Source organism: Aminobacter sp. AP02 (genome assembly GCF_003148805.1).
Lineage (GTDB): Bacteria > Pseudomonadota > Alphaproteobacteria > Rhizobiales > Rhizobiaceae > Aminobacter.
This window is the reverse complement of the sequence record NZ_QGGX01000010.1, coordinates 45,601-67,258: the sequence shown is the minus strand read 5'-3', so window position 1 is coordinate 67,258 and position 21,658 is coordinate 45,601. Positions and strand designations below refer to the sequence as shown.

At 62.0% G+C, this 21,658-nt stretch carries 24 protein-coding genes; 12 read left to right on the top strand and 12 right to left on the bottom strand.

The genetic code is table 11. The features are described from left to right. The first annotated feature begins 33 nt into the window (after positions 1-33). Genes C8K44_RS14545 through C8K44_RS14530 form a run of 4 tightly spaced genes read left to right on the top strand, consistent with a single transcriptional unit; the run spans position 34 to position 3,250 of the window. Complete coding sequence (locus C8K44_RS14545; protein ID WP_245417484.1) at positions 34-276, top strand: type II toxin-antitoxin system VapB family antitoxin; 243 nt, start codon at positions 34-36, stop codon at positions 274-276. After that, positions 273-665, top strand: a complete 393-nt coding sequence (locus C8K44_RS14540; protein WP_109576518.1) for a type II toxin-antitoxin system VapC family toxin — start codon at positions 273-275, stop codon at positions 663-665. The genes C8K44_RS14545 and C8K44_RS14540 overlap by 4 nt, the downstream gene beginning before the upstream one ends. Beyond that, positions 662-2,290: an ABC transporter ATP-binding protein gene (locus C8K44_RS14535; RefSeq protein WP_109576517.1), complete on the top strand. Its 1,629-nt coding sequence runs from the start codon at positions 662-664 to the stop codon at positions 2,288-2,290. Before C8K44_RS14540 ends, C8K44_RS14535 begins: the two co-directional genes overlap by 4 nt. 15 nt (positions 2,291-2,305) lie before the next feature. Further along, on the top strand, positions 2,306-3,250 hold the full coding sequence (locus tag C8K44_RS14530) for a glyoxylate/hydroxypyruvate reductase A (protein WP_109576516.1): 945 nt from the start codon (positions 2,306-2,308) through the stop codon (positions 3,248-3,250). 92 nt (positions 3,251-3,342) lie between these two features. Here C8K44_RS14530 and C8K44_RS14525 read toward each other — a convergent pair whose 3' ends face one another. From C8K44_RS14525 to C8K44_RS14515, 3 genes are all read right to left on the bottom strand, one after another. Further along, positions 3,343-4,203: an NlpC/P60 family protein gene (locus tag C8K44_RS14525; protein WP_109576515.1), complete on the bottom strand. Its 861-nt coding sequence runs from the start codon at positions 4,201-4,203 to the stop codon at positions 3,343-3,345. Then, positions 4,200-4,550, bottom strand: coding sequence for a MarR family winged helix-turn-helix transcriptional regulator (locus C8K44_RS14520; RefSeq protein ID WP_109576650.1), 351 nt, complete (start codon positions 4,548-4,550; stop codon positions 4,200-4,202). The genes C8K44_RS14525 and C8K44_RS14520 overlap by 4 nt, the downstream gene beginning before the upstream one ends. A gap of 156 nt (positions 4,551-4,706) precedes the next feature. Then, entirely contained in the window at positions 4,707-6,071 is a 1,365-nt protein-coding gene (locus tag C8K44_RS14515; protein WP_109576649.1) for a leucyl aminopeptidase family protein, read from the bottom strand. Between the two features lie 134 nt (positions 6,072-6,205). Here C8K44_RS14515 and C8K44_RS14510 point away from each other — a divergent pair, with 134 nt between their 5' ends. Further along, entirely contained in the window at positions 6,206-7,018 is an 813-nt protein-coding gene (locus tag C8K44_RS14510; RefSeq protein WP_109576514.1) for a tetratricopeptide repeat protein, read from the top strand. 73 nt (positions 7,019-7,091) lie between these two features. Here C8K44_RS14510 and C8K44_RS14505 read toward each other — a convergent pair whose 3' ends face one another. From C8K44_RS14505 to C8K44_RS14465, 9 genes are all read right to left on the bottom strand, one after another. Then, complete coding sequence (locus tag C8K44_RS14505; protein WP_109576513.1) at positions 7,092-8,108, bottom strand: type II secretion system F family protein; 1,017 nt, start codon at positions 8,106-8,108, stop codon at positions 7,092-7,094. A gap of 4 nt (positions 8,109-8,112) precedes the next feature. Continuing rightward, positions 8,113-9,126, bottom strand: a complete 1,014-nt coding sequence (locus C8K44_RS14500) for a type II secretion system F family protein (RefSeq protein ID WP_109576512.1) — start codon at positions 9,124-9,126, stop codon at positions 8,113-8,115. 26 nt (positions 9,127-9,152) lie between these two features. Next, positions 9,153-10,643 (bottom strand): CpaF family protein, encoded by a 1,491-nt coding sequence (locus C8K44_RS14495; RefSeq protein WP_109576511.1) that lies wholly within the window; start codon positions 10,641-10,643, stop codon positions 9,153-9,155. A gap of 29 nt (positions 10,644-10,672) precedes the next feature. Continuing rightward, positions 10,673-11,956, bottom strand: coding sequence for a CpaE family protein (locus tag C8K44_RS14490; RefSeq protein WP_109576510.1), 1,284 nt, complete (start codon positions 11,954-11,956; stop codon positions 10,673-10,675). Between the two features lie 22 nt (positions 11,957-11,978). After that, positions 11,979-12,683: a CpaD family pilus assembly protein gene (locus C8K44_RS14485; protein WP_109576509.1), complete on the bottom strand. Its 705-nt coding sequence runs from the start codon at positions 12,681-12,683 to the stop codon at positions 11,979-11,981. Positions 12,684-12,697: 14 nt separating this feature from the next. Then, on the bottom strand, positions 12,698-14,215 hold the full coding sequence (locus C8K44_RS14480; protein WP_109576508.1) for a type II and III secretion system protein family protein: 1,518 nt from the start codon (positions 14,213-14,215) through the stop codon (positions 12,698-12,700). Continuing rightward, positions 14,212-15,024, bottom strand: a complete 813-nt coding sequence (gene cpaB, locus C8K44_RS14475) for a Flp pilus assembly protein CpaB (protein ID WP_109576507.1) — start codon at positions 15,022-15,024, stop codon at positions 14,212-14,214. Before cpaB ends, C8K44_RS14480 begins: the two co-directional genes overlap by 4 nt. A gap of 121 nt (positions 15,025-15,145) precedes the next feature. Further along, positions 15,146-15,664 carry a prepilin peptidase gene (locus C8K44_RS14470; protein ID WP_109576506.1) on the bottom strand — a complete coding sequence of 173 codons (519 nt, stop codon included), beginning with the start codon at positions 15,662-15,664 and terminating at the stop codon, positions 15,146-15,148. 163 nt (positions 15,665-15,827) lie between these two features. Continuing rightward, positions 15,828-16,007, bottom strand: a complete 180-nt coding sequence (locus C8K44_RS14465) for a Flp family type IVb pilin (protein ID WP_109576505.1) — start codon at positions 16,005-16,007, stop codon at positions 15,828-15,830. Positions 16,008-16,365: 358 nt separating this feature from the next. Between C8K44_RS14465 and C8K44_RS14460 the strand changes: the two genes are divergently transcribed. The 7 genes from C8K44_RS14460 (at position 16,366) to rpsT (ending at position 21,607) form a co-directional block, all read left to right on the top strand. Beyond that, positions 16,366-16,791: a pilus assembly protein N-terminal domain-containing protein gene (locus C8K44_RS14460; protein ID WP_109576504.1), complete on the top strand. Its 426-nt coding sequence runs from the start codon at positions 16,366-16,368 to the stop codon at positions 16,789-16,791. A 127-nt stretch (positions 16,792-16,918) separates the two neighbouring features. After that, positions 16,919-17,497, top strand: coding sequence for a TadE/TadG family type IV pilus assembly protein (locus C8K44_RS14455; RefSeq protein WP_109576503.1), 579 nt, complete (start codon positions 16,919-16,921; stop codon positions 17,495-17,497). A 74-nt stretch (positions 17,498-17,571) separates the two neighbouring features. Continuing rightward, positions 17,572-18,174, top strand: coding sequence for a TadE/TadG family type IV pilus assembly protein (locus C8K44_RS14450; RefSeq protein WP_109576502.1), 603 nt, complete (start codon positions 17,572-17,574; stop codon positions 18,172-18,174). A gap of 86 nt (positions 18,175-18,260) precedes the next feature. Beyond that, positions 18,261-19,499 carry a phosphopentomutase gene (locus C8K44_RS14445; protein WP_109576501.1) on the top strand — a complete coding sequence of 413 codons (1,239 nt, stop codon included), beginning with the start codon at positions 18,261-18,263 and terminating at the stop codon, positions 19,497-19,499. After that, positions 19,492-20,382 carry a bifunctional DNA-formamidopyrimidine glycosylase/DNA-(apurinic or apyrimidinic site) lyase gene (gene mutM, locus C8K44_RS14440; RefSeq protein ID WP_109576500.1) on the top strand — a complete coding sequence of 297 codons (891 nt, stop codon included), beginning with the start codon at positions 19,492-19,494 and terminating at the stop codon, positions 20,380-20,382. Before C8K44_RS14445 ends, mutM begins: the two co-directional genes overlap by 8 nt. A 49-nt stretch (positions 20,383-20,431) precedes the next feature. After that, positions 20,432-21,205, top strand: a complete 774-nt coding sequence (locus tag C8K44_RS14435) for an enoyl-CoA hydratase (RefSeq protein ID WP_109576499.1) — start codon at positions 20,432-20,434, stop codon at positions 21,203-21,205. A 135-nt stretch (positions 21,206-21,340) separates the two neighbouring features. Continuing rightward, positions 21,341-21,607: a 30S ribosomal protein S20 gene (rpsT, locus tag C8K44_RS14430; protein ID WP_067965745.1), complete on the top strand. Its 267-nt coding sequence runs from the start codon at positions 21,341-21,343 to the stop codon at positions 21,605-21,607. Positions 21,608-21,658: the final 51 nt, after the last annotated feature.

The window sequence follows — 21,658 nt, the reverse complement described above, 5'->3', positions numbered from 1 at the left end:
CTTATGTTTTCTACCATGGAGACAAACATGGGAATGAACATCAAGAACGCGACCGTGGAGCGGCTTGCCAAGGAACTCGCCGCCGAGACCGGCGAGACGATGACTTCGGCGATCCAGACTGCCCTTGAGGAGCGGCTGGAACGTCTGCATCGACAGCGAGACGTCGGGGAGAAAAGGCGTCGGCTGCGTGAAATCCTGGATTCGCTACCGCCGCCACCTCCCGGTGTGACCAGTGATCATTCGGACCTGTATGACGAATTCGGATTGCCGAAATGATCGTCGACGCTTCGGCAATCCTGGCGATCCTGCTCAAGGAACCGGAAGAATACCGTTTCGCTGACGTTCTGACCGAACAGGCTGACACTGTAGCCCTGTCTCCGGTCAATTATCTGGAGGTCGCGCTGCGGGTCGATCGCGGGGACATGGGTGTCACCTCCGACAAATTGGACCAGATCATCTCCAGCATGAATGTAAGGCTAGTCGACATCACGCCGGATCAGGCACGCCTTGCCCGCGAAGCCTACCAGCAATTCGGCAAGGGCAAGCACGCAGCCAAGCTCAACCTCGGCGACTGCTTTGCCTATGCGCTCGCCAAGGCGCGTCGCGAGCCGCTTCTTTTCAAGGGTGACGATTTTCGCATGACCGACATCGAGGCCGCCATTTGACCTCCCCCCTCCTTTCCGTCCAGGACCTGTCCGTCGCCTTCAGCCAGGGCGGTTTGACTACGACCGCGGTCGACCACATCTCCTTCGATATCGCCAAGGGCGAGACGGTAGCGCTGGTCGGTGAATCCGGTTCGGGCAAGTCCGTCTCCGCCCTTTCGGTGCTCAAGCTGCTGCCCTATCCGCCGGCAAGCCATCCCTCGGGTCGGATCATGTTCGGCGGGCAGGACCTGCTGGCGCTGGACGAAAACGCATTGCGCAAGGTGCGCGGCAACAAGATCACCATGATCTTCCAGGAGCCGATGACCTCGCTCAACCCGCTGCACACCATCGAGCGGCAGATCGTCGAAGTGCTGTCGCTGCACCAGGGCATGCGCGACAGGCAGGCACGTGCCCGTACGCTGGAACTGCTCGAGGAGGTCGGCATCCGCGATCCCGAGAAGCGCCTCGACGCCTATCCGCACCAGCTCTCGGGCGGTCAGCGCCAGCGTGTGATGATCGCCATGGCGCTTGCCAACGAGCCCGAACTGCTGATCGCGGACGAGCCGACAACCGCGCTCGACGTGACGGTTCAGGCGCAGATCCTTGAGCTGCTCGCCAAGCTGAAGTCCCGCAAGGGCATGTCGATGCTGTTCATCACCCACGACCTCGGTATCGTCAGGCGCATCGCCGACCGCGTCTGCGTGATGACACGTGGGCAAATCGTCGAAACGGGGCCAACGAAGGAGATCTTCGCGAACCCGCAGCACAGCTACACGCGCCATCTGCTTGCCGCCGAGCCGAAGGGCAAGCCGCCTGCGGCCAATGCCTCGGCCAAGACGGTGATGTCAGGCTCTGACGTGAAGGTGTGGTTTCCGATCAAACAGGGCTTCTTTCGCAAGACAGTCGATCATGTGAGGGCCGTCGATGGCATCGATGTCGCCGTGCGCGCCGGCCAGACGGTTGGCGTCGTCGGCGAATCGGGCTCGGGCAAGACCACTCTGGGGCTCGCGCTTACCCGCATGATCTCGTCACAGGGCCGGATCGATTTCGACGGCCGCGAGATCGACAAGCTGACCTTCAACGCGATGCGGCCGCTCAGGCGCGAGATCCAGATCGTGTTCCAGGACCCGTTCGGCTCGCTCAGCCCGCGCATGTCGATTGCCGACATCATCGAAGAAGGCCTGAAGATCCACGAGCCGAAACTCACCGCGGCCGAACGCGACGTTGCCGTCGTCGACGTGCTGCGCGAGGTCGGCCTCGATCCAGAAACCCGCTTCCGCTATCCGCACGAGTTCTCAGGCGGCCAGCGCCAGCGCATCGCCATCGCGCGCGCCATGGTGCTCAAGCCGCGCTTCGTCATGCTCGACGAACCGACCTCCGCACTCGACATGAGCGTGCAGGCGCAGGTCGTCGACCTGCTGCGCAGCCTGCAGGCCAAGCACGACCTCGCCTATCTGTTCATCAGCCACGACCTCAAGGTGGTGCGCGCACTTGCCAATGACGTCATCGTGATGCGCAACGGCAAGGTGGTAGAGGCGGGGCCGTCCGAGCAGATTTTCGAGCGCCCGCAAACAGACTACACTCGGGCGCTGATCTCGGCGGCGTTCAAGATCGAAACAGCGCCGACCGGCGTGGTCAGCGAATAGCATCAAGGGCAGGGCATGGCGGACAAGGGCAAGATTCTTCTTTCGATCACAGGCTTCAGTCCGCAACGCTGGTATGAACTGCTTTCAGCCGAGCGTGAAGTGGTGCTCGAACCCGATGGTGCTGCCGATCCTTCGATCGAATATGCCGTCGTCTGGAAGCAGAAGCCGGGCACGCTCGCCAAGCTGCCCAACCTCAAGGCGATCTTTTCGATCGGTGCCGGTGTCGACCACGTTTTTGCCGATCCCGGCCTGCCCGATGTGCCGATCGTGCGCGTGGTCGCCGACAACCTGACGCAATACATGACCGAATACGTGCTGTGGCGCGTTCTCGACCATCATCGCCAGGGCCAACTCTACCGCACGCAGCAAACCAAGAAGACCTGGCACGAGCCGCCCCAGAGGCCTGCAGAAGACATTTCGGTCGGCATCATGGGTATGGGCAATCTTGGCCGCGCGTCCGCTGAGGTGCTAAAAGCCGTGGGCTTCCGCATCAATGGCTGGAGCCGAAGGCCGCAGGAGGTCGCGGGCGTAACCACCTTCAGCGGCGACGCAGGACTGGTGCCGTTTCTCAATGCCACCGACATTCTCGTGGTTCTGCTGCCGCTGACCGACGCCACAAAGGGCATCATCAACTACGGCCTGCTCAAGGAGTTGCGCCGGCGCAATGGCCTTGGCGGTGCAGTGCTGATCAATGCCGGACGTGGCAGGCTGCAGCGCGACGCCGACATATTGCGCGCGCTTGACGACGGCACGCTGAAGGAAGCCAGCCTCGACGTCTTCGAGGTCGAGCCGCTGCCCAAGACCAGCCCGATGTGGAACCACCCCAAGGTGTTCGTCACCCCGCACGCGGCCGCGACCTCCGATCCGGCGCATCTGGTGGCACCCATGCTCAAGCAGATGGATGCATTCGAGCGCGGCGAAGCGCTTCAACACGTGGTTGACCGCAACGCGGGTTATTGATTCTCGGTGGCCTGGCGCATCAGCCCGGAAATCGGAATCGATTTCCGGAAAGCACGATGCGAAGATTCAATGAATTACGGACGCACGGCGCTCTAAGGCCGCCTGAAAGCCGTCGGGCCACCATAGAGGTAGCCAATGCGGTCGATGGCCTCGCGCAGGCCCTCGCGGGCAACGGTCATTGTATGGCCGTTGGCGTGGATCATCATCTCGGCGTCGGTCATGATGGCGACATGGCCCTTCCAGAAGACGAGGTCACCGCGCCGAAGTCTCGAAAAATCGGCGCCCGCGTCTACTTGCGTGCCGAGCGAAGCCTCCTGCATGTCGGAATCGCGCAGCACATTGCGTCCAGCCATGCGCATCGACAGTTGCACCAGCCCGGAACAATCGATCCCGAAGGCGCTGAAGCCGCCCCAGAGATATGGCGTGTCGATCAGCCGTTCTGCGACCGAAACGAAATCGCCGGCCTTGGCTTCGACCGGTGCGAGGTGCTGGGTGACGAGCGCCTCTCCCGAAGCCAGCAATGCGTAGCCGGTGCCGCGCGTTTCGGCATAACCGGTGATTGCCACACGCGCGCCCAGCGACAAGACCGAACTGCGCGGCAGCTTCATGTCGGGGCCGGGGTAGACGAAGGTGCGAAGGGCCGTGACGACATGGGTCGGCACAGGCCCGCGCGGAGCAAGGTCGCCCGCAGAGACGTAACCGACATAACCGTCGCGCTCGGCTTGGAGCCAGGCAAAACCTTCGGCCTCCTCGAAGACCAGGACGTCGTCGCCATAGAGCAGCTGCGTGTTGACGCCGGCATCAGGGCGCGGCGCCTTGCGGACGTCGGCAACCGGCACGGAAATGCGCGCCGGGCGCCCAGAGACAAATCTCTCCGCTGCGACTTCGCCCTCAAGGCGGGCATCGGCAAGGTCCGGGCGGAAGGCGTGAAGGCGGCTGTCTCGGGCGGTCAAATCGGAAGCTCCATTGCTTTGGCAATGATAGCATCGCCCAGGCGCTCGACATAGAGCGCCCCTTCGACAGTGCGCCGGATCAGGACGTTGCGCTTGTCGAGTTGGTCGCGGTGGCGCGACACCAGCTTGAGCGCGCCCATCGTGTCGAGCGCGCGGGTGATGACCGGCTTGCTGACGCCGAGCCGGGCGGCCAGCCCGCGCACGGTGTGTGGCGGCGGGTCGAGATATATGGTGAGAAGGATCGCCATCTGGCGCAGCGTCAAGTCGGGCGCGTCGTCACGCACCTCGGACAGGGTAAATTGCTGCAACAATCTCAATGACTGGCTAGGACGCAACGCGATCGGCATGAAGCCAGCATCCACGCTAATTGTTTCGGTTCCGTTTCATTCAAATGAGACTTTGAGGCAAGGGCAAGGCGGCGCAACCGCAATGCCCCCTCAACGTCACCCCAAAATTCAGGACCCGGCCCCCCGCTACGTTGAGGCGAGGAGCCGGCGCCCGTCTCACCCAAATCGCGCCGAGATCACCTTTTCCAGCGCGCGGATGGCCTGTGCCTCGCCGCCGATCGGACCGTGCGGGCGGTCGGTCGGGTTCCAGGCAAAGATGTCGAAATGCGCCCAGCTGGTGGTCTTTTCGACAAAACGCTTGAGGAACAGGGCAGCCGTAATCGAACCGGCAAAACCGTCCGTGGTGACGTTGTTCATGTCGGCGATCTTCGACGACAGCTTCGCGTCATAGGGCTTCCACAGCGGCATGCGCCAGATCGGATCCTCGACCGCCACCGAAGCGGCCGACAAGTCGGCGGCAAGCGCCTCGTCGTCAGTGTAGAAGGGTGGCAGATCCGGTCCAAGCGCCACGCGCGCGGCACCCGTGAGCGTCGCCATGTCGATCAGCATAGCCGGCTGCTCCTCGTCGGCGAGTGCGAGCGCATCTGCCAGCACGAGGCGCCCTTCGGCGTCGGTGTTGCCGATTTCAACCGTGATGCCCTTGCGGCTTTGCAGCACGTCGCCGGGCCGAAAGGCGTTGGCCGAGATCGAGTTTTCCACCGCCGGGATGAGCACACGCAGCCTGACGTTGAGCTTGGCCGCCATGATCATCGAGGCGAGACCGAGCACATTGGCCGCGCCGCCCATGTCCTTCTTCATCAAGAGCATGCTCGACGGCGGCTTGATGTCGAGGCCGCCGGTGTCGAAGCACACGCCCTTGCCGACGAGCGTGATCTTCGGGGCATCGCTTTGCCCCCATGTCATGTCGATGAGGCGCGGGGCATCGTCGGAGGCGCGGCCGACGGCATGGATCATCGGGAAATTGTGCTTGAGCAGATCGTCGCCGATGGTCACGCTGAGTTCGGCGCCATGCGCGCTTGCCAGCGCCCTGACCGCGGCTTCGAGTGCCGATGGCCCCATGTCGTTGGTCGGGGTGTTGACGAGGTCGCGGACTAGGAAAACCGACTCGACGATGCGTTTCAATCGCGCGGCATCGACGCCCGCGGGCACAGTGAGCCCGAGTTCCCTCCCCGATTTCTTGCCATAGCGGGTGAAGGCATAACCGCCCAGCGCGACGCCAAGAGCGGCCAGTTCGGGTTGAGCAGGCTGGGTCGCAAAATGCCAGGCACCTTCGGGCAAGTTGCGGGCGAGCGCACCAAAGGCAAGTCCGTTTTCGCTCTGACCGGTCCCGAACAAAGCGCCTGCAAGGTGGCCGTTGGCACCAGGAACCGCCAGCACCTTGCCCATCTCGCCGGCAAACCTGTTGGCATTGGCCCAGGCGAGTATTTCGGGGGCGAGACCGGCGTTTTCGAGGCCATCCTTGGCCACGAGGTGGATCGGCAGCGTGTCGGAGGGCGTGGTGTCGAGCAGTTCGACCGGCATTTCGACTTCCTTCAGTGTCGGATGGCGCCGTGTTCCGGACATTCTTAACCATCCATTAGGGTTAACAGATTATTTCTCCAAATCAGGGAGATGGCCGGCGAACGGCCACGCGGACGAATGGAGAGCCGTCGCCGATGTTGACCAATCGCTCGATGAACGCAACGGGAAAACGCCTTGCGAGAGCGGCTTTGCTTTCGCTGCTCATGGCCGGAGTGGCCGGCTGCGGCACTTCGAAGATGACCACGGGCTCGATCGGAAGCAGTGGCCAATCGCTCGACACGATGTCGACCGGCTCCCTCGCCAGTTCTGCCGACAAGATCGGCCGAACCTATGCCAGCGACCCCAACAACAAGCCGGTGGCGATGCAATACGCTTCCGTGCTGCAGATGAAGGGCCAGACCGATCAGTCTCTGGCGGTGATGCGCAAGCTCGCCATCGGCTATCCCAAGGATCGCGACGTCTTGGCCGCTTATGGCAAGGCTCTCGCCGCCTCCGGTGAATTCCAGCCCGCCCTTGATGCTGTGCGGCGCGCCCAGACCCCTGAGTATCCCGACTGGAAGCTGGTTTCGGCGGAAGCCGCGATCCTCGACCAACTCGGCCAGACACAGGACGCACGCAGCCTCTATCGCAAGGCGCTCGACCTCAAGCCTAACGAGCCGACCGTGCTGTCCAATCTCGGCATGTCCTACGTGCTCGAAGGCGACCTGAAATCCGCCGAGACCTATCTGCGTTCGGCAGCCTCGCAGCCCGGCGCAGACAGCCGCGTGCGCCAGAACCTGGCGCTGGCGGTCGGCTTGCAGGGGCGCTTCGACGAAGCCGAACAGATCGCCAGCCAGGAGCTTTCGCCCGAGCAGGCACAGGCCAATGTCAGTTATCTCAGAGGCATGCTTTCCCAGCAGAATGCCTGGAACCAGATCAAGGCGCAGGACAAGCAGAAGACCAACTGATCTGCCGTTGGCACCCGAAAGCAAAAGCCGCGGCCATCGACGCGGTTTTTTTTGTTGACCCAGCAATCAGGGTCTATTCGCTGCTCGACTGCTGCTTGTCGCCAAAGATGCCGCGCTGGCTGATCTGCATGCCGGCCGGCCCGAGGATGATAGCAAACAGCACGGGCAGGAAAAACAGGATCATCGGAACTGTCAGCTTCGGCGGAAGGGCGGCCGCTTTCTTCTCTGCCGCGTTCATGCGCATGTCGCGGCTTTCGGCTGCCAGCACACGCAACGCCTGGGCAACGGGGGTACCGTAGCGCTCGGCCTGGATCAGCGCCTGGGTGACCGACTTGACGGATTCGAGACCAGTGCGGGAAGCCAGGTTTTCATAAGCCTGGCGGCGCTCGGTGAGATAGGAAAGCTCGGCATTGGTAAGCACGAATTCTTCCGCAAGATCGACCGACTGGGCACCGATCTCGTCGGCGACCTTGCGCATGGCGGCCTCAATCGACATGCCTGACTCAACGCAGATCAGCATCAGGTCGAGTGCGTCCGGCCATGCCGTCTGGATCGACTGTTTGCGCTTGGCGGCGCGATTGTTGACGTAGAGCACCGGCGCGTAGAAACCGGCATAGGCCATGATAATGCAGGCGAATATCTTGAAGAAGAATGGTTTCTCCGCAAACCCACCAAACACGAAGACGTAAACCGCCCCAAGCGCCAAGCCGGCAAAAGGCAACACCAGGCGGAAGAACAGGAAGCGCGTGAGCGGGTTCTGGCCACGGAAACCGGCAACCTTGAGCTTGTTGAGCGTGCCTTCGTCGGCAAGCGCGCGGCGCAGATCAAGGCGCTCGACGATGTTGCGCATGCCGATCGACTGCTGTTCACGCAGGCCCTTGTGGCGGCGCTCGGCTTCTGCAGCCAGGCGGATACGCTGCTTGGCGCGCAGTTCGTCACGTTCAAGTGCTACCGCCTTCATGCGCCCCTTGAGCGGATTGCCGCTCAGCGAAGGCAGAACCGTGAACACCGTTGCGAAGACCGCGATGGCTACGAGCAGCGCGATGAGAAAGGAGGGATCGGTAAGCGACTTGACGATCTGGTCTGTCACGGTCCTACACCTCGAAATTCATCATCTTGCGCATCACGAAGATGCCGATCGCCATCCAGATGCCTGAAATGCCGAGGATCAGGTGGCCGGTGCTCGTGGTGAACAGCGGCATGATGTAGTTCGGGCTCGACAGGTAGACGAGCAGAGCCACGATGATCGGCAAGGCTCCGATGATGCCCGCCGAGGCCTTGGCTTCCATCGACAGCGCCTGAACCTTGGCCTTCATCTTCTTGCGGTCGCGCAACACGCGGGAGAGGTTGCCCAACGCCTCGGAGAGGTTACCGCCGGCCTGGCTCTGGATCTGGATGACGATGCCGAAGAAGCCGGCTTCGGGGCACGGCATGGTTTCTGTCATGCGCAATGCGGCATCGGGAATGGAAACGCCGACCTGTTGGGCTTCGACCAGGCGGCGGAACTCGCCGCGAACCGGCTCGGGAGACTCCGATGCGATGAGGCGGATCCCGTCATTGAGCGGCAGACCCGATTTCACCGCGCGCACGATAATGTCCAGGGCGTTGGGAAATTCCTCGAGGAAGTGCTTCACGCGGCGGCCACGGCGGAACGAGACGAACCACCTTGGCAAGCCGAAGGTGCCGGCAAGGAGCGCACCGGGCAGCAAGATCAGTGGCGCGCCGGCCAGAAAGACCAGGAAGGTGACGACGGCACCGCAAATCGCCGAATAGACGTAGAAGCGCTGGATCGTCACCACCATGCCTGCCTGGCGAATCTGTACGCGCAGCGGCGGCTTCTTGATGTTGCGGTCCTTGGCCTTCTGCTTTTCCTCGAGGTCATTCAGCGTGTCTTGCACCGATTTGCGCCGCTTGGCGACTTCGGCGACCCGATCACGCGATGCCTTCACCACGGACTTGTCGGCCTCCGTCTGTCCAACCAGTGCAAGCCGCCGATCAGTGTTGGTCTGGCTCTCGATACGGTTGAACAGGAAGGCGTATGCGACCGCGCCGGCGCTGAGCCCGGCGAGAACGATGAACATCAGCATCATTGGGTCGAGGCCGAACATGGCGCTAGATCCTTGTCTTCCGCATCTCAGTCAGCACTCTTTTCCATGGCTTCGAGCGCGGTCGCGAGCCGTGCCTCCTCACCGTAGTAGCGGGCGCGATCCCAGAAATGCGGCCGACCGATGCCGGTGGAAACATGCTGGCCGATGAGACGGCCATTCTGATCCTCGCCCTTGATGTTATAGAGCACCAGATCCTGGGTGATGATGACATCGCCTTCCATGCCGATCACTTCGGTGATGTGGGTGATGCGGCGTGAACCGTCGCGCAAGCGCGCGGCCTGGATGATGACGTCGACCGAGCCGACCACGATCTCGCGCACCGTCTTTTGCGGCAGCGAATAACCACCCATGGCGATCATCGCCTCGATACGGTTCAGACATTCGCGCGGGCTGTTGGAGTGGATGGTGCCCATCGAACCGTCATGGCCGGTGTTCATGGCCTGAAGCAGATCAAAGACCTCGGGTCCACGCACTTCGCCGACGATGATGCGCTCCGGACGCATGCGCAGGCAGTTCTTGACGAGGTCGCGCATGGTGACCTCGCCCTCGCCTTCCAGGTTTGGCGGACGCGTCTCGAGCCGAACCACATGCGGCTGCTGCAGCTGCAGCTCGGCGGAATCCTCGCAGGTGATGACGCGCTCGTCGCGGTCGATATAGTTGGTCAGGCAGTTGAGCAGCGTCGTCTTGCCCGAGCCCGTGCCACCCGAGATGATGATGTTGCATCGGACGCGGCCGATGATCTTCAGCACCTCCGCGCCTTGCGGCGAGATGGCGCCAAATTTGACGAGCTGATCCAGCGTCAGCTTGTCCTTCTTGAATTTTCGGATGGTGAGCGCCGCGCCGTCGATCGATAGCGGCGGCGCAATCACGTTGACGCGGGAGCCGTCAGGCAGGCGCGCATCGCAGATCGGCGAGGATTCATCGACGCGGCGGCCAACCTGGCTGACAATGCGCTGGCAGATGTTGAGCAACTGCTGGTTGTCGCGGAAGCGGATACTGGTCTGCTCGACCTTGCCGCTGACTTCGATGTAAACGTTCTTGGCACCGTTGACCATGATGTCGGCGATGTCGTCGCGCGCGAGAAGCGGCTCGAGCGGCCCGTAGCCGAGAACGTCGTTGCAGATATCCTCGAGCAGTTCCTCCTGCTCGGCAATGGACATCGCAAAGTTCTTGATCGCGATGATGTCGTTGACAATGTCACGGATTTCTTCGCGCGCGCTGTCAGGATCAAGCTTGGCGAGCTGCGACAGGTCGATGGTGTCGATCAGCGCTGAGAACACCTGGCTCTTGGTGTCGTAATAGCTTTCGCTGCGTTCGCGCTGCTGCGGCTTTCGCTCCTGGGCGAAGGATGGTGACGGTTCGACCCGCCGTGGCGGCGCGACGGGCGCTGCCGCCGAGGGCGCCGTGGGGCGTGGAGCAACAAGCGTATCCGCAGGTTGCGCTGCGGGTGTCGTCGCGAGCGGGCGGAAGCCCGGCGTCGAGCGGTTGCCGTCGTCGTTGCCTCTCCTGCCAAACATGATCGACTAACACCTCCGCCGCGTGGGCATCACTTCTTGCGGGCCTTGAGCCGATTGAGAATTCCACCGAGGCCGGACGGCTTCTTGGCCTTGGCTTCGGACCTGCCCGTCAGGACATGAGCGATCTCATTGATCGTCTGGACGGCCGCATTCTTCGCGTCCATCTCGCCGAGCATGCGGCCATTGTTGGCGGCATTGCCAAAAAGCAGCGGATCGAACGGAATGACCGCCATCGGCGTGATGCCCAGCGGCTCGGAGAAATCCTTTGCCGAGATTTCGGGCCGCTTGGGCACGCCGGCCTGATTGAGGATCAGCCTGGGAGGCGGATCGTTGGGCCGAAGCCGCTTCAGCATATCGACCATGTTTTTGGTGTTGCGCAGATTGGCCAGCTCCGGCGTCGCGGTGATGACCACCTCGTCGGCGCGAAGGAGCGTGTTCTTGCTCCAGCCGCTCCAGATATGGGGGACATCGAGCACGATCAGCGGCGTGCTGCGCTGGGCCGTATCGATGATCTGCGTGAAGGCTTCGGCATCGAAATCATAGACGCGCTCCAGCGTCGAAGGTGCCGCGAGCAACGACAGGTGCTCGGCGCACTGGGCAAGCAGGCGGTCGAGATAAACCTCGTCGACGCGCTCGGGCGCAAAGACCGCTTCGGCGATGCCCTGGGCGGGATCCTGGTCGAAGTTGATGTTGGCCGTGCCGAATGCCAAATCGAGATCGGCGACGACGACCTCCGACTTGAACAGGGTCGACATGCTCCAGGCGACGTTGTGGGCGATGGTGGAGGAACCCACCCCGCCCTTTGCGCCGACAAAAGCGATCGAGCGGCCGATCGGCTCGGCCTCGGGGTCAACGAAGATCGATGAGATGACGCTGACGACATCTGCAGTGGACACAGGCGCCACGACATATTCGGAAATGCCCGAGCGGATCAGCTCGCGATAGAGCGCGACATCGTTGTAGTGGCCGATCACCACGACCTTGGAACTTGGATCGCAATGTTCGGAGAGCTGGTGCAACGCTTCGAGAAGGCTCTTGGGCTCGCGGCGCGATTCCAGGATGATCAGATTGGGCGTTGGCGAACTGCCATAGACCTCGATCGCCGTTTCTATGCCGCCCATGTGGACCTGCAGATGGGCCTTGGCCATGCGCCGGTCCTCGCCGGCGCGATCGATCGGACCGGCGACGCTGTCGGTCTCGCAAAATGCCTGGATCGAGATGCGCGGCACCGGTCTCAGCGCCTGCATCACGGCAAGATCCTGCTGCGAAAGCTCAGCACTCAAGGGCTGGGACTCGTAGGCGAGATTGCTCATGTCGAACTGCCTCCAGGTCCCATCAATAAGTCGTCTCAGGTCGCCATGTGCGCGGCGCCGTGCGGTACTCGCCGATCACGACATCGCGGTTCTCGGCATCGATCGGGGTCTGCTTGCGCGGCCCGAGCAGATCGGCCGGATTGGCGATCTGGGCGGCAACGTTGTTCTGATAAGAACAGCCGAAATTAGCGTAATGCTTGTTGTCCACGTTGTTGAGGACATCGTCAGGCCAGCGGCCGCATCGATCTGTCTGGGCACGCATCGCCGAATAGACGATCCGCAAAGGCGAGGACGCCTCTGCGTAGTCCGACTGATAGTTGGTAATGGCGATACGGTTTTTCGGAACGCCGGCCTTGATCGCGACGTTCATCAGCCCGCGCGCAGCCTTGGAGGCAGCGACGTCATTGGCGCCGCCGGACGGCGCCATGATCGTCAGCGTGGGTGCGGCACGGCGATCGTAGTTCTGCAGGAAACCTTCGAAGGTGATCTGCTGGCTTCTTGTGATGCCGCGGTCGCCGGCGCCGACCGGGATGTCGATCGTCTGGTTCTTCTCGGCGATGACGATCGGGTGGTTGGTGCGGTAGTCATCGGGGATCGATCCGACCGTGATGCTGTCGCGATTGGCGCAACCTGCCAACAAGACAACTGCCGCTGCCGCGAGAAGCGGACCGAACATGCGCGCCTTTGCCGATCTGTCGGGATTGCGCGTGAGTATTGCCTGAGACATGCCCCTATCCCCGCTCACTTGTAGATGAAGCCGACGACGCCGTGGTAACGGCCGGCTGGCTTGTCGGTTTTCATGGTGCCGTAGACACGATTGACGCGGCCAAGGAACATGCCGGCGCCATCGCTGGCGGCATTGAAATTATCGTCAGGCTTGGCGAGTTCATTGCGCGCGGTAGGACGCGCAAGATACGGGGTCACGATGACAACCAGCTCGGTCTCGTTGCGCACGAAGTTGCGGCTGCGGAACAGCGTGCCAAGCACCGGAACCTTCTGTAGTCCAGGCAGGCCGCCCATGACCTGCTTGATGTCGTCGCGGACAAGGCCTGCAATCATCATCGACCCGCCAGAGGGCAGTTCGACGGTCGTGTCGGCGAGACGCTTGCGCAGCGACGGCAACATCGGGTTGCCGCCACTCGTGCCCGGCGCTTCATTGGTCGGCTCGGAAACTGCCGTGCGAACCTTCAAGCTGATGCGCCCTGGCGACAGGACGACCGGTTTGAAATCAAGGCTGATGCCATACTCGATCTGATCATACTCGAGACCGCCCGGATCGGTAACACCGTCCTTGTCGCGTTTTGGTGGTACGACCGCCCGCAGGATGTTGAATTCGCCGCCAACCCGAAAGGTCGCCTGCTCACCGGAGACCGCCGTCAAAGTCGGCTCGGCCAGCGTCTTCATCACACCGGCCTGCTCCATTGCGCTGATCGACGCGCCAACGCCATTCTTCGAGAAGAATATGTTTCCGTTTGCCAATGGCGCACCAATGCCACCCGGAATGAAGTTCTCCACACCCCAGCTGATCCCGTTGGCGTTGCCTTGAGCCAGCATGTTGACGCCAAGCTGCTTCATCACATTGCGGCTGACTTCAGCGACGGTGACCTTGAGCATCACCTGGTCGTCGCCAACGATCTCGAGCAAGTTGATGATCTTGCTCCGTTGACGCGTCCGATCGGGGTTGTCGATGGCGACGCCGCCATTGTCGGAACCGCCGGAAGCGGTTTGCGAATATTGCCCGGTCGTGGCCTCACCGCCTGTGACGAAGATCGTGGCCAGATCGACGGCGCGCTTGGAATCGAGCGGCGTATCGACCGTGCCGGTCAGCACGACGTTGTCGTTCAGCAGTTCAACCTTGATGTCGGCGCCAGGAATGAAACGTTTGATGTAATCCTCTAGGCCGGCAACGTCGCGCTCGACCGCGAGATCGAGGCTGACGATCTGCTCGCCATTCGGGCCGAAGACAAAGATGTTGGTCTCGCCGACCGCCTTGCCGAAGAGATAGATTCGGCGAGAGGTACGCGTGACGGCATCGGCCACCGCGGGATTGGCGACCAGAATGTCATAGGCATCGCTCGGCAGGTCGATGACCACCGACTTGTTAAGGCCGAGCTTGACGCGCTGACTGTTGGCGCTATTCGATTGAACCTTGGCCTGGCTCGCGGCTGAAGCCGGCGACTGGCCGGTCAATATGGTCCCGGCCGCAAGGATGCCCAAAGCGGCGGCGGTGGTTGCAAAAAGGTAGGTGCAAGACCTCATTTCCTTGCTCCCGATTCGGAAATCTCGCCCGATTTGATGAGACGCACCGTGCCGCGCTTGCCGCTACCCGATACCAGATAGTCTGCCTCTGCCAGGTTCTTTTCCTGCGCATCGGCAACGGAGCGCAGCGCCAGTGTAAGCCGGTCTGCCATCTGCTGCGCCACCGTAATGATCTCGGACTGCTGCTGTGTCAGCTCCAGTGTCGCCGTCTGGCCAACCTTGACCTTCTTGCCCTCCTCATCCTCCTGGATGGTCTGGTCGATGGCCAAGACGCGGATATTGCTGAGGATGGTCTCGGTGGTGAAGCCGCTGCCCCCTGCGGCATCGGAACGGCGCGTCATGATGACGTCGACATAGTCGTTCGGCAGAATAAAGCCACCCGCCGAGGTATCGGCGGAGATCGTGGTCGCAACCGCGCGCTTTCCGGCCGGAAGCACCGCCGACATGAAGCTCTGGCCTTCGCCGATCAGCTTCGACTTGCGCAGCGGCTCGCCGCTCAACATGCCCAGACGTGCAACGGAATTCTTGAACTTCTCAAGCGCCTCCGGCTCGGCGGTGCGGGTTATGAAATTGGGATTGACGGCATCACTTGGCCAAGGCTGCCAGGCGACGTTGCTCTCCACCAGTCCCCCCATGGGCACGTCGGCGGTGAGGACCAGGACGTCAGTGAGCGCAAGCTGCGGCTGTTGTGGCCCGGATTCGACTACGACCTCCTGTGGAGGTGGTGCCGACATGTTCTTTGCGACGAACCCGGCGCCGCCAGCTGCGGCAACCGCTACGCCAAGTATCATCAGTCGCGATGCAGCCATCGTCCGAACCCCGCCCTGGCAACCCCATCAAGCCGAGGCGGACTGTGCATAGGCAATCGTCAACTTATGGTTAACGCAGCCCTTACGATCGTGATTAATTTTGTCTTACGCTGTGGCGTAATCACTGCGCGGCAAGCCGCTCGACCGCCCAGACCATCAGCGGAGAACCAGGATAAGTGATGAGGCCGCCGATCCCGAGCGCGATGCCGTAGGGCACGCCGCCATCCTTGGAAAAATTCCTGAGGAACAAGTATTGGCCGGTCACGTGAGATAGAGCCGAGCCGCGGAAAGACAGGATCGCCAGCGTCAATACCCCGCCGAAAAGCGCGGAGGTGAGAAGATACTCCATCAGCGGGAAACCGAACCCCATCCACACACCAGTCGCCGCGATCAGCTTGGCGTCACCGCCGCCCATCCCACCAAGCGCAAACAGCGCGAAAGTGACGGTGAGCAGCACGGCCCCGGCAGCCAGATGCATGCCGATGTCGCTCCAGGCCATGCCAGTCAGCGGCGCGACGACGAGGAACACCCCAAGCAGCACCAGCGGCACGCGATTGACGATGGTCATCGACAAGGTGTCGGAGACCGCCGAGAACACCATGCAGAACGGAAAAACGACAAAGATCAGCGCTTCAAGCATAGCACATATCCGCCATCGACAATGTCAATCGAACCTATCGCCGCCGCGTTAATCTTCAGTGAAACTCGATCTCGACCAAACGGCTACGCATTACAGCAAAAAGGCCGCTCTCTGAGCAGCCTTTTCACTTGCATTACTGGCAATGTGCCAGCAGACGCCTTACTTACTGCGCCTTGGCCTTGCCCAGTTCGGTGGCGACGAGGCCGAATTTCGCCTTGAGCTGGCTGCCGATTGCAGTGGCGCCGCCGATGATGGCGAGCGCGATGAGGGCGGCGATCAGACCGTATTCGATTGCGGTCGCGCCGGATTCGTCCTTCACAAAACGTGCGATAAGGTTAGTCATCGAAAGCTCCTTGCTCCGTGTTACAGCACTTCCGCCAACATTTCTTTGTCGTTGATCGGATGACTGCAACCTATCGGGGAGCTGTTTCGATCGGCTTAAGAAACAGCCTTACCGAATCCTTTCGCCTCGGGTTGAGCGCATGTGGTTAACCCAAGGCTAAGTTGCGAGTTACTATTGTTAGCACCGCAAAGCCCTTGGAAACGCGGCACTTCGTGGACCGAGTGCGAGCGCTTTTGAATACAACAGCAACACGAATTCACCCTCAGGTTGCCGAGAAATGTCGCTTAACCGTTAGTTCACCAAAGTCGTTCATGTTCCGTTGAACAGTATACCGACAGCCGCCGAGGGGGCGATGAGCATGGCGAAGCCGCATCTTTATGTCCTTGGAGCCTGCGCTGCGTTGGCATCGCTGGCTATTGCAGCTCCCGCACACGCGGGCGCAGGCATCGAGGTGACGATGAACCAGGCCAAGATCGTGCGCCTCACCCGCCCCGCCGATACCATCGTGGTTGGCAACTCGGCCATCGCCGACGCTTCGGTGCAGGACGCCTCCACCATCGTGCTCACTGGCAAGGGCTTCGGCGTCACCAACCTCGTGGTGCTCGACGCCCAAGGCAGCCCGATCGTAGACGAACAGGTGACCGTGATCCGCCACGACGCCTCATCTGTCCGGATCTACCGGCGATCGGATGTCCAGACGCTGTCATGCACGCCCTATTGCGAAAGCTCCTACAAGAGCGACGCGGAACGGTTGTCCGAGAGCGAGCTGAACGCCAGCCAGTAACTGCGATCAGGGCTGATCTAGGTTAGCGCCCGGTTAAGCCGGCACGCGCAATTTTGCCGATCATTCAAACCGGCTCTCAACAGCTTTCCCCTATAAGTCGGTCCGAACCATGAGGGGCGGTCGGGGCATGAGCGAGACAGCTGCAGAGGCGCCAGGGAAGACGAATACGCACAAGCGAGGTTTCCTCGCTCGGTTCGTGCGCGACCAGAGCGGCAGCACGGCCATCGAGTTCGCCATTCTGGCAATCCCTTTTTCGCTCCTGGTCTTCGCCATTTTGGAGAGTTGCATCGCCTTCGCCGGCCAGCAGGTGCTGTCCAACGCAGCCGACGACGTCGCCCGTCAATTCAGGACAGGGCAGGTCAAGGCCGCAGGCTTCACCGAAGACAAGCTGAAGACCATGATCTGCGACAAGCTACAAGTGCTGGTCGGAAGCGGCTGCAAGGCCGGATTGATCGTCGACCTGCGCAGCTATCCGACCTTCGCCGACGCGGCCAATGTCAAATTCAAGCTGACTGCCGACAAGGACATCGACACCACAGGGTTCGCTGTAACGCCCGGGCCTGCGTTGTCCAAGAACATGCTGCGCGTCTTTTACAGATGGCCTGTCATTACTGACTTCATGCGCGCCTCCATGTCGAACCTCAAGGACGGCAAGACCCTGCAGTTCGCAGCCTTCGTCTGGCAGAACGAACCTTTCAACGACTGAGCAAACCCATCGGCTGGCGGCGCGCCGCGGCCCACGAAAGGCAACATATGTCGATCTGCGCGGAGATACGGTCCATGCTTGGATGGTGGCAATCGAAGGTGCGAGCGCTGGTCGGCGATAATAGCGGCATCGCGGCGGTGGAATTCGCCTTGATCGCGCCGCTGGTGTTCTCGTTCTACTTCGTGACCATGGAGGTCTCCCAGGCGATCGAGACCAGCAAGAAAGTCAGCCGCGTCGGCTCGATGGTCGCCGATCTGATTACCCAGCAACAAAGGATCGACGCCGCCGAAGTGGATGCGGTGATGAAGATCGGTGAGTCTATGCTGCAGCCATACAGCCGCAGCGTCGGCAAGATAGTTGTCACGGCGATCGAGATCACCAACGACGCGACGCCAAGGGCGCAGGTGCTTTGGTCGCGCAAGCTGGTGGACGGTGTCGCCAAGCCGGACCTCGTCAAGGGCACGGCGACGACGGTGCCTGCCGCTTTGAGGGTCGCCGGCTCATTCCTCATCCGCGTCGAAAGCGAACTCGACTACAAGCCAGTCCTTACCTGGGCGGCGGAGAACAAGCCGGTGCTCGGCCTCGCTGCCGCATTCGACGGTATTTCAATGGGCGAAACGTACTATCTGCGCCCGCGCATGAGCCAGACCATTCCCTGCACAGGGTGCGAGGTCTAGGTTCCAACGCCCCCGCCTGATAATTGCCAATGCCGGCGACTGATCCTATGTCTGTGCGGCAACTGGCAATCGAGAGCCCTTCATAGATGGCGCGTGCGTTCTTGTTCGTCCTGGATTCCTTCGGCATCGGCGGGGCGGATGATGCCGCGCGCTTTGGCGATGTCGGATCAAACACGTTCGGCCACATCGCCGCTGCCTGCGCCGACGGGCGCGGCGACCGCCAAGGCCTGCGCGGCGGTCCGCTCCAACTGCCGAACATGGCGTCGCTCGGCCTTGGCCAGGCAGCGAAACTGGCCACCGGCTTCGACTTCGCCGGCACGACAAAGCCAGCGGCCGGCACGTTTCATGGCGCAGCCCAGGAAATTTCGAGCGGCAAGGACACGCCATCAGGCCATTGGGAAATCGCCGCCCTGCCGGTGACTTTCGACTGGGGTTATTTTCCGCAGACCGTACCCGCCTTCCCTCCGGCGCTTACCGCAGCGATCGTCCATGAGGGCAAGGTCCCGGGCATATTGGGCGACTGCCACGCCTCGGGCATCGAGATCATCGAGCGCTTCGGCGAAGAGCACATCAGGACGGGCAAGCCGATCTGCTACACATCGGTGGATTCCGTGCTCCAGATCGCCGCGCACGAGACCCATTTCGGGCTGGAGCGGCTCTACGAGTTCTGCAAGGTGGTCCGCCGCCTCGTTGACCCGCTGAACATCGGCCGGGTCATCGCCCGCCCCTTTTTGGGCGAAAGCAAGGAAACCTTCGAGCGCACGCCCAACCGCAAGGACTACGCCACCCCGCCGCCCGAGCCGACCCTGCTCGACAGGCTGACGGCGCGCGGCAGCAAGGTCATTGCGATCGGCAAGATCGGTGACATCTTCGCCCACCGGGGTATCAGCGAAATCCGCAAGGGCGTCGGCAACATGGCGATGTTCGACAAGGCGCTAAGCGCCATGGACGATGCCCGCGACGGCGATCTGGTCTTCGCCAATTTCGTCGATTTCGACACCGAGTTCGGCCATCGCCGCGACGTGCCGGGCTATGCCGCGGCACTCGAAGCATTCGACAAGCGCCTGCCCGAAGCCTTCGCGCGGCTGAAGATGGGCGACCTGCTCATCCTCACCGCCGACCACGGCAATGATCCGACATGGCCCGGCACCGACCATACGCGCGAACGCATTCCGGTGATCGGCATGGCCCCTGGCATGTCAGGCGGTGATGTCGGACTGAGGCCAACCTTCGCCGACATCGGCGAAACGGTGGCCGCGCATCTCCGTTTGGCTCCGGGCCACCACGGAACCTCCTTCCTCGAAACGATTGCCACCCATGCCTGAATTACCCGAAGTAGAGACCGTCCGGCGCGGATTGCAGCCGGTGCTTGAAGGCGCGCGGATCGAGCGCGTCGAAACCCGCCGCCCCAACTTGCGTTATCCGTTTCCCGAGCACTTCGGCGAACGCCTTGCTGGCCACAGGATCACCTCGCTCGGCCGTCGCGCCAAATACCTGATCGCGGATATCGAAGACGCCCCGCTTTTGATCTGCCATCTCGGCATGTCGGGTTCGTTTCGCATCGAGACGGACGACGACGCGACGGCACCGGGCAATTTCCACCACGAGCGCCCGAAGTCGGAAACGCACGATCACGTCGTCTTCCACGTCGCGGGCCCCAAAGGCGTTCCATCTCGCGTCATCTTCAACGACCCCAGGCGCTTTGGCTTCATGCTGTTTGCCGAGCGCGGCGGCGCCGAGCATCCGATGCTGTCTGGCCTCGGCGTCGAGCCGACGGGCAACACGCTCGACGGCGCGCTGCTGGCAGAGCTCTTCGAAGGCAAGAAGACGCCGCTCAAGGCCGCCCTGCTCGACCAGCGGCTGATCGCCGGACTCGGCAACATCTATGTCTCCGAGGCGCTGTGGCGTGCCGGGCTGTCTCCGAAGCGCGCCGCCGGCACCATCGCCGGTAGCGGCAAGGTGGCGCGGGAGCGGGCAACGCTGCTTGCCACCTCGGTGCGCGAGGTGATTGCCGACGCCATCGCCGCGGGCGGCTCCTCGCTGCGCGACTATGTCCATACCGACGGCTCGCTCGGCTATTTCCAGCATTCCTTCTCCGTCTATGACCGCGAGGGCGAACCTTGCCCGCACAGCGGCTGTGCGGGCCATGTCGAGCGCATCGTGCAGAGTGGACGCTCAACCTTCTATTGCCGCCAGTGCCAGCGCTGAGCTAGAGCAAACCCTCATCGTTGACGCTGCGAGAGAAGGAGAGCGCCGGATGGCCTATGAAACGATCATCGTGGAAACGCGCGGCAAGGTCGGGCTGATCACCCTCAACCGCCCTAAGGCGCTCAATGCGCTCAATTCGCAGGTGCTTGCCGAACTTCTCGCCGCCACCGGCGCCTTCGAGGCGGACCAAGGCGTCGGCGCGATCGTCATCACCGGCTCCGAAAAAGCCTTCGCTGCCGGCGCCGACATCAAGGAGATGCAGGCCAAGACCTATGTCGACGCCTACATGGAAGACTTCTTCTCCGGCTGGGAGGCCTTTGCCGCCAACCGCAAGCCGATGATCGCGGCTGTCGCCGGCTACGCATTGGGGGGCGGTTGCGAGCTCGCCATGATGTGCGATTTCATCATCGCCGCCGACTCGGCCAAGTTCGGCCAGCCCGAGATCACGCTCGGCGTCATGCCCGGCATGGGCGGGTCGCAGCGACTCACCCGCTTCGTGGGCAAGTCGAAGGCGATGGACATGTGCCTGACCGGCCGGATGATGGATGCCGCCGAGGCCGAGCGCTCGGGACTCGTATCGCGTGTGGTACCAGCGGCCGACCTGATGGAAGAAGCGATGAAGGCAGCGGCCAAGATCGCCGACTTCTCGCTGCCGGCGGTCATGATGTGCAAGGAAGCCGTCAATCGTTCTTACGAAGTAACGCTTGCCGAAGGCTTGCGCTTCGAGCGCCGCGTCTTCCATTCGATGTTTTCGCTCGACGACCAGAAGGAAGGCATGGCAGCCTTTGCCGAGAAACGGACCGCGAATTTCCGCAACCGCTGATCTGAATCGCGTTGACGTTGGCAACAAGCTGAACTATAAGCCGCACCAACTGAGGCGGCCCTAGGGACGCCCGAATGTTTTTTGCGCTCTGCGGGAAGCCGCTCGCGTCCACCATAGAGATCAAAGAGAGGCACCATGGCCAATACCTCCTCGGCCAAGAAGGCAACGCGTAAGATCGCCCGCCGCGCGGCAGTCAACAAGAACCGCCGCTCGCGCGTTCGTACCTATGTCCGCCAGGTCGAAGAGGCACTGGCCTCGGGCGACAAGGCTAAGGCAGAAGCCGCCTTCAACGCCGCCCAGCCGGAACTGATGCGCGCTGCCACCAAGGGCGTGCTGCACAAGAACACCGCCTCGCGCAAGGTTTCGCGTCTGGCACAGCGGCTCAAGGCGCTCTCCGCCTAAGCCCTGCAAGCAATTGGATTTCTGAACAACCCGGCCTAACCAGCCGGGTTT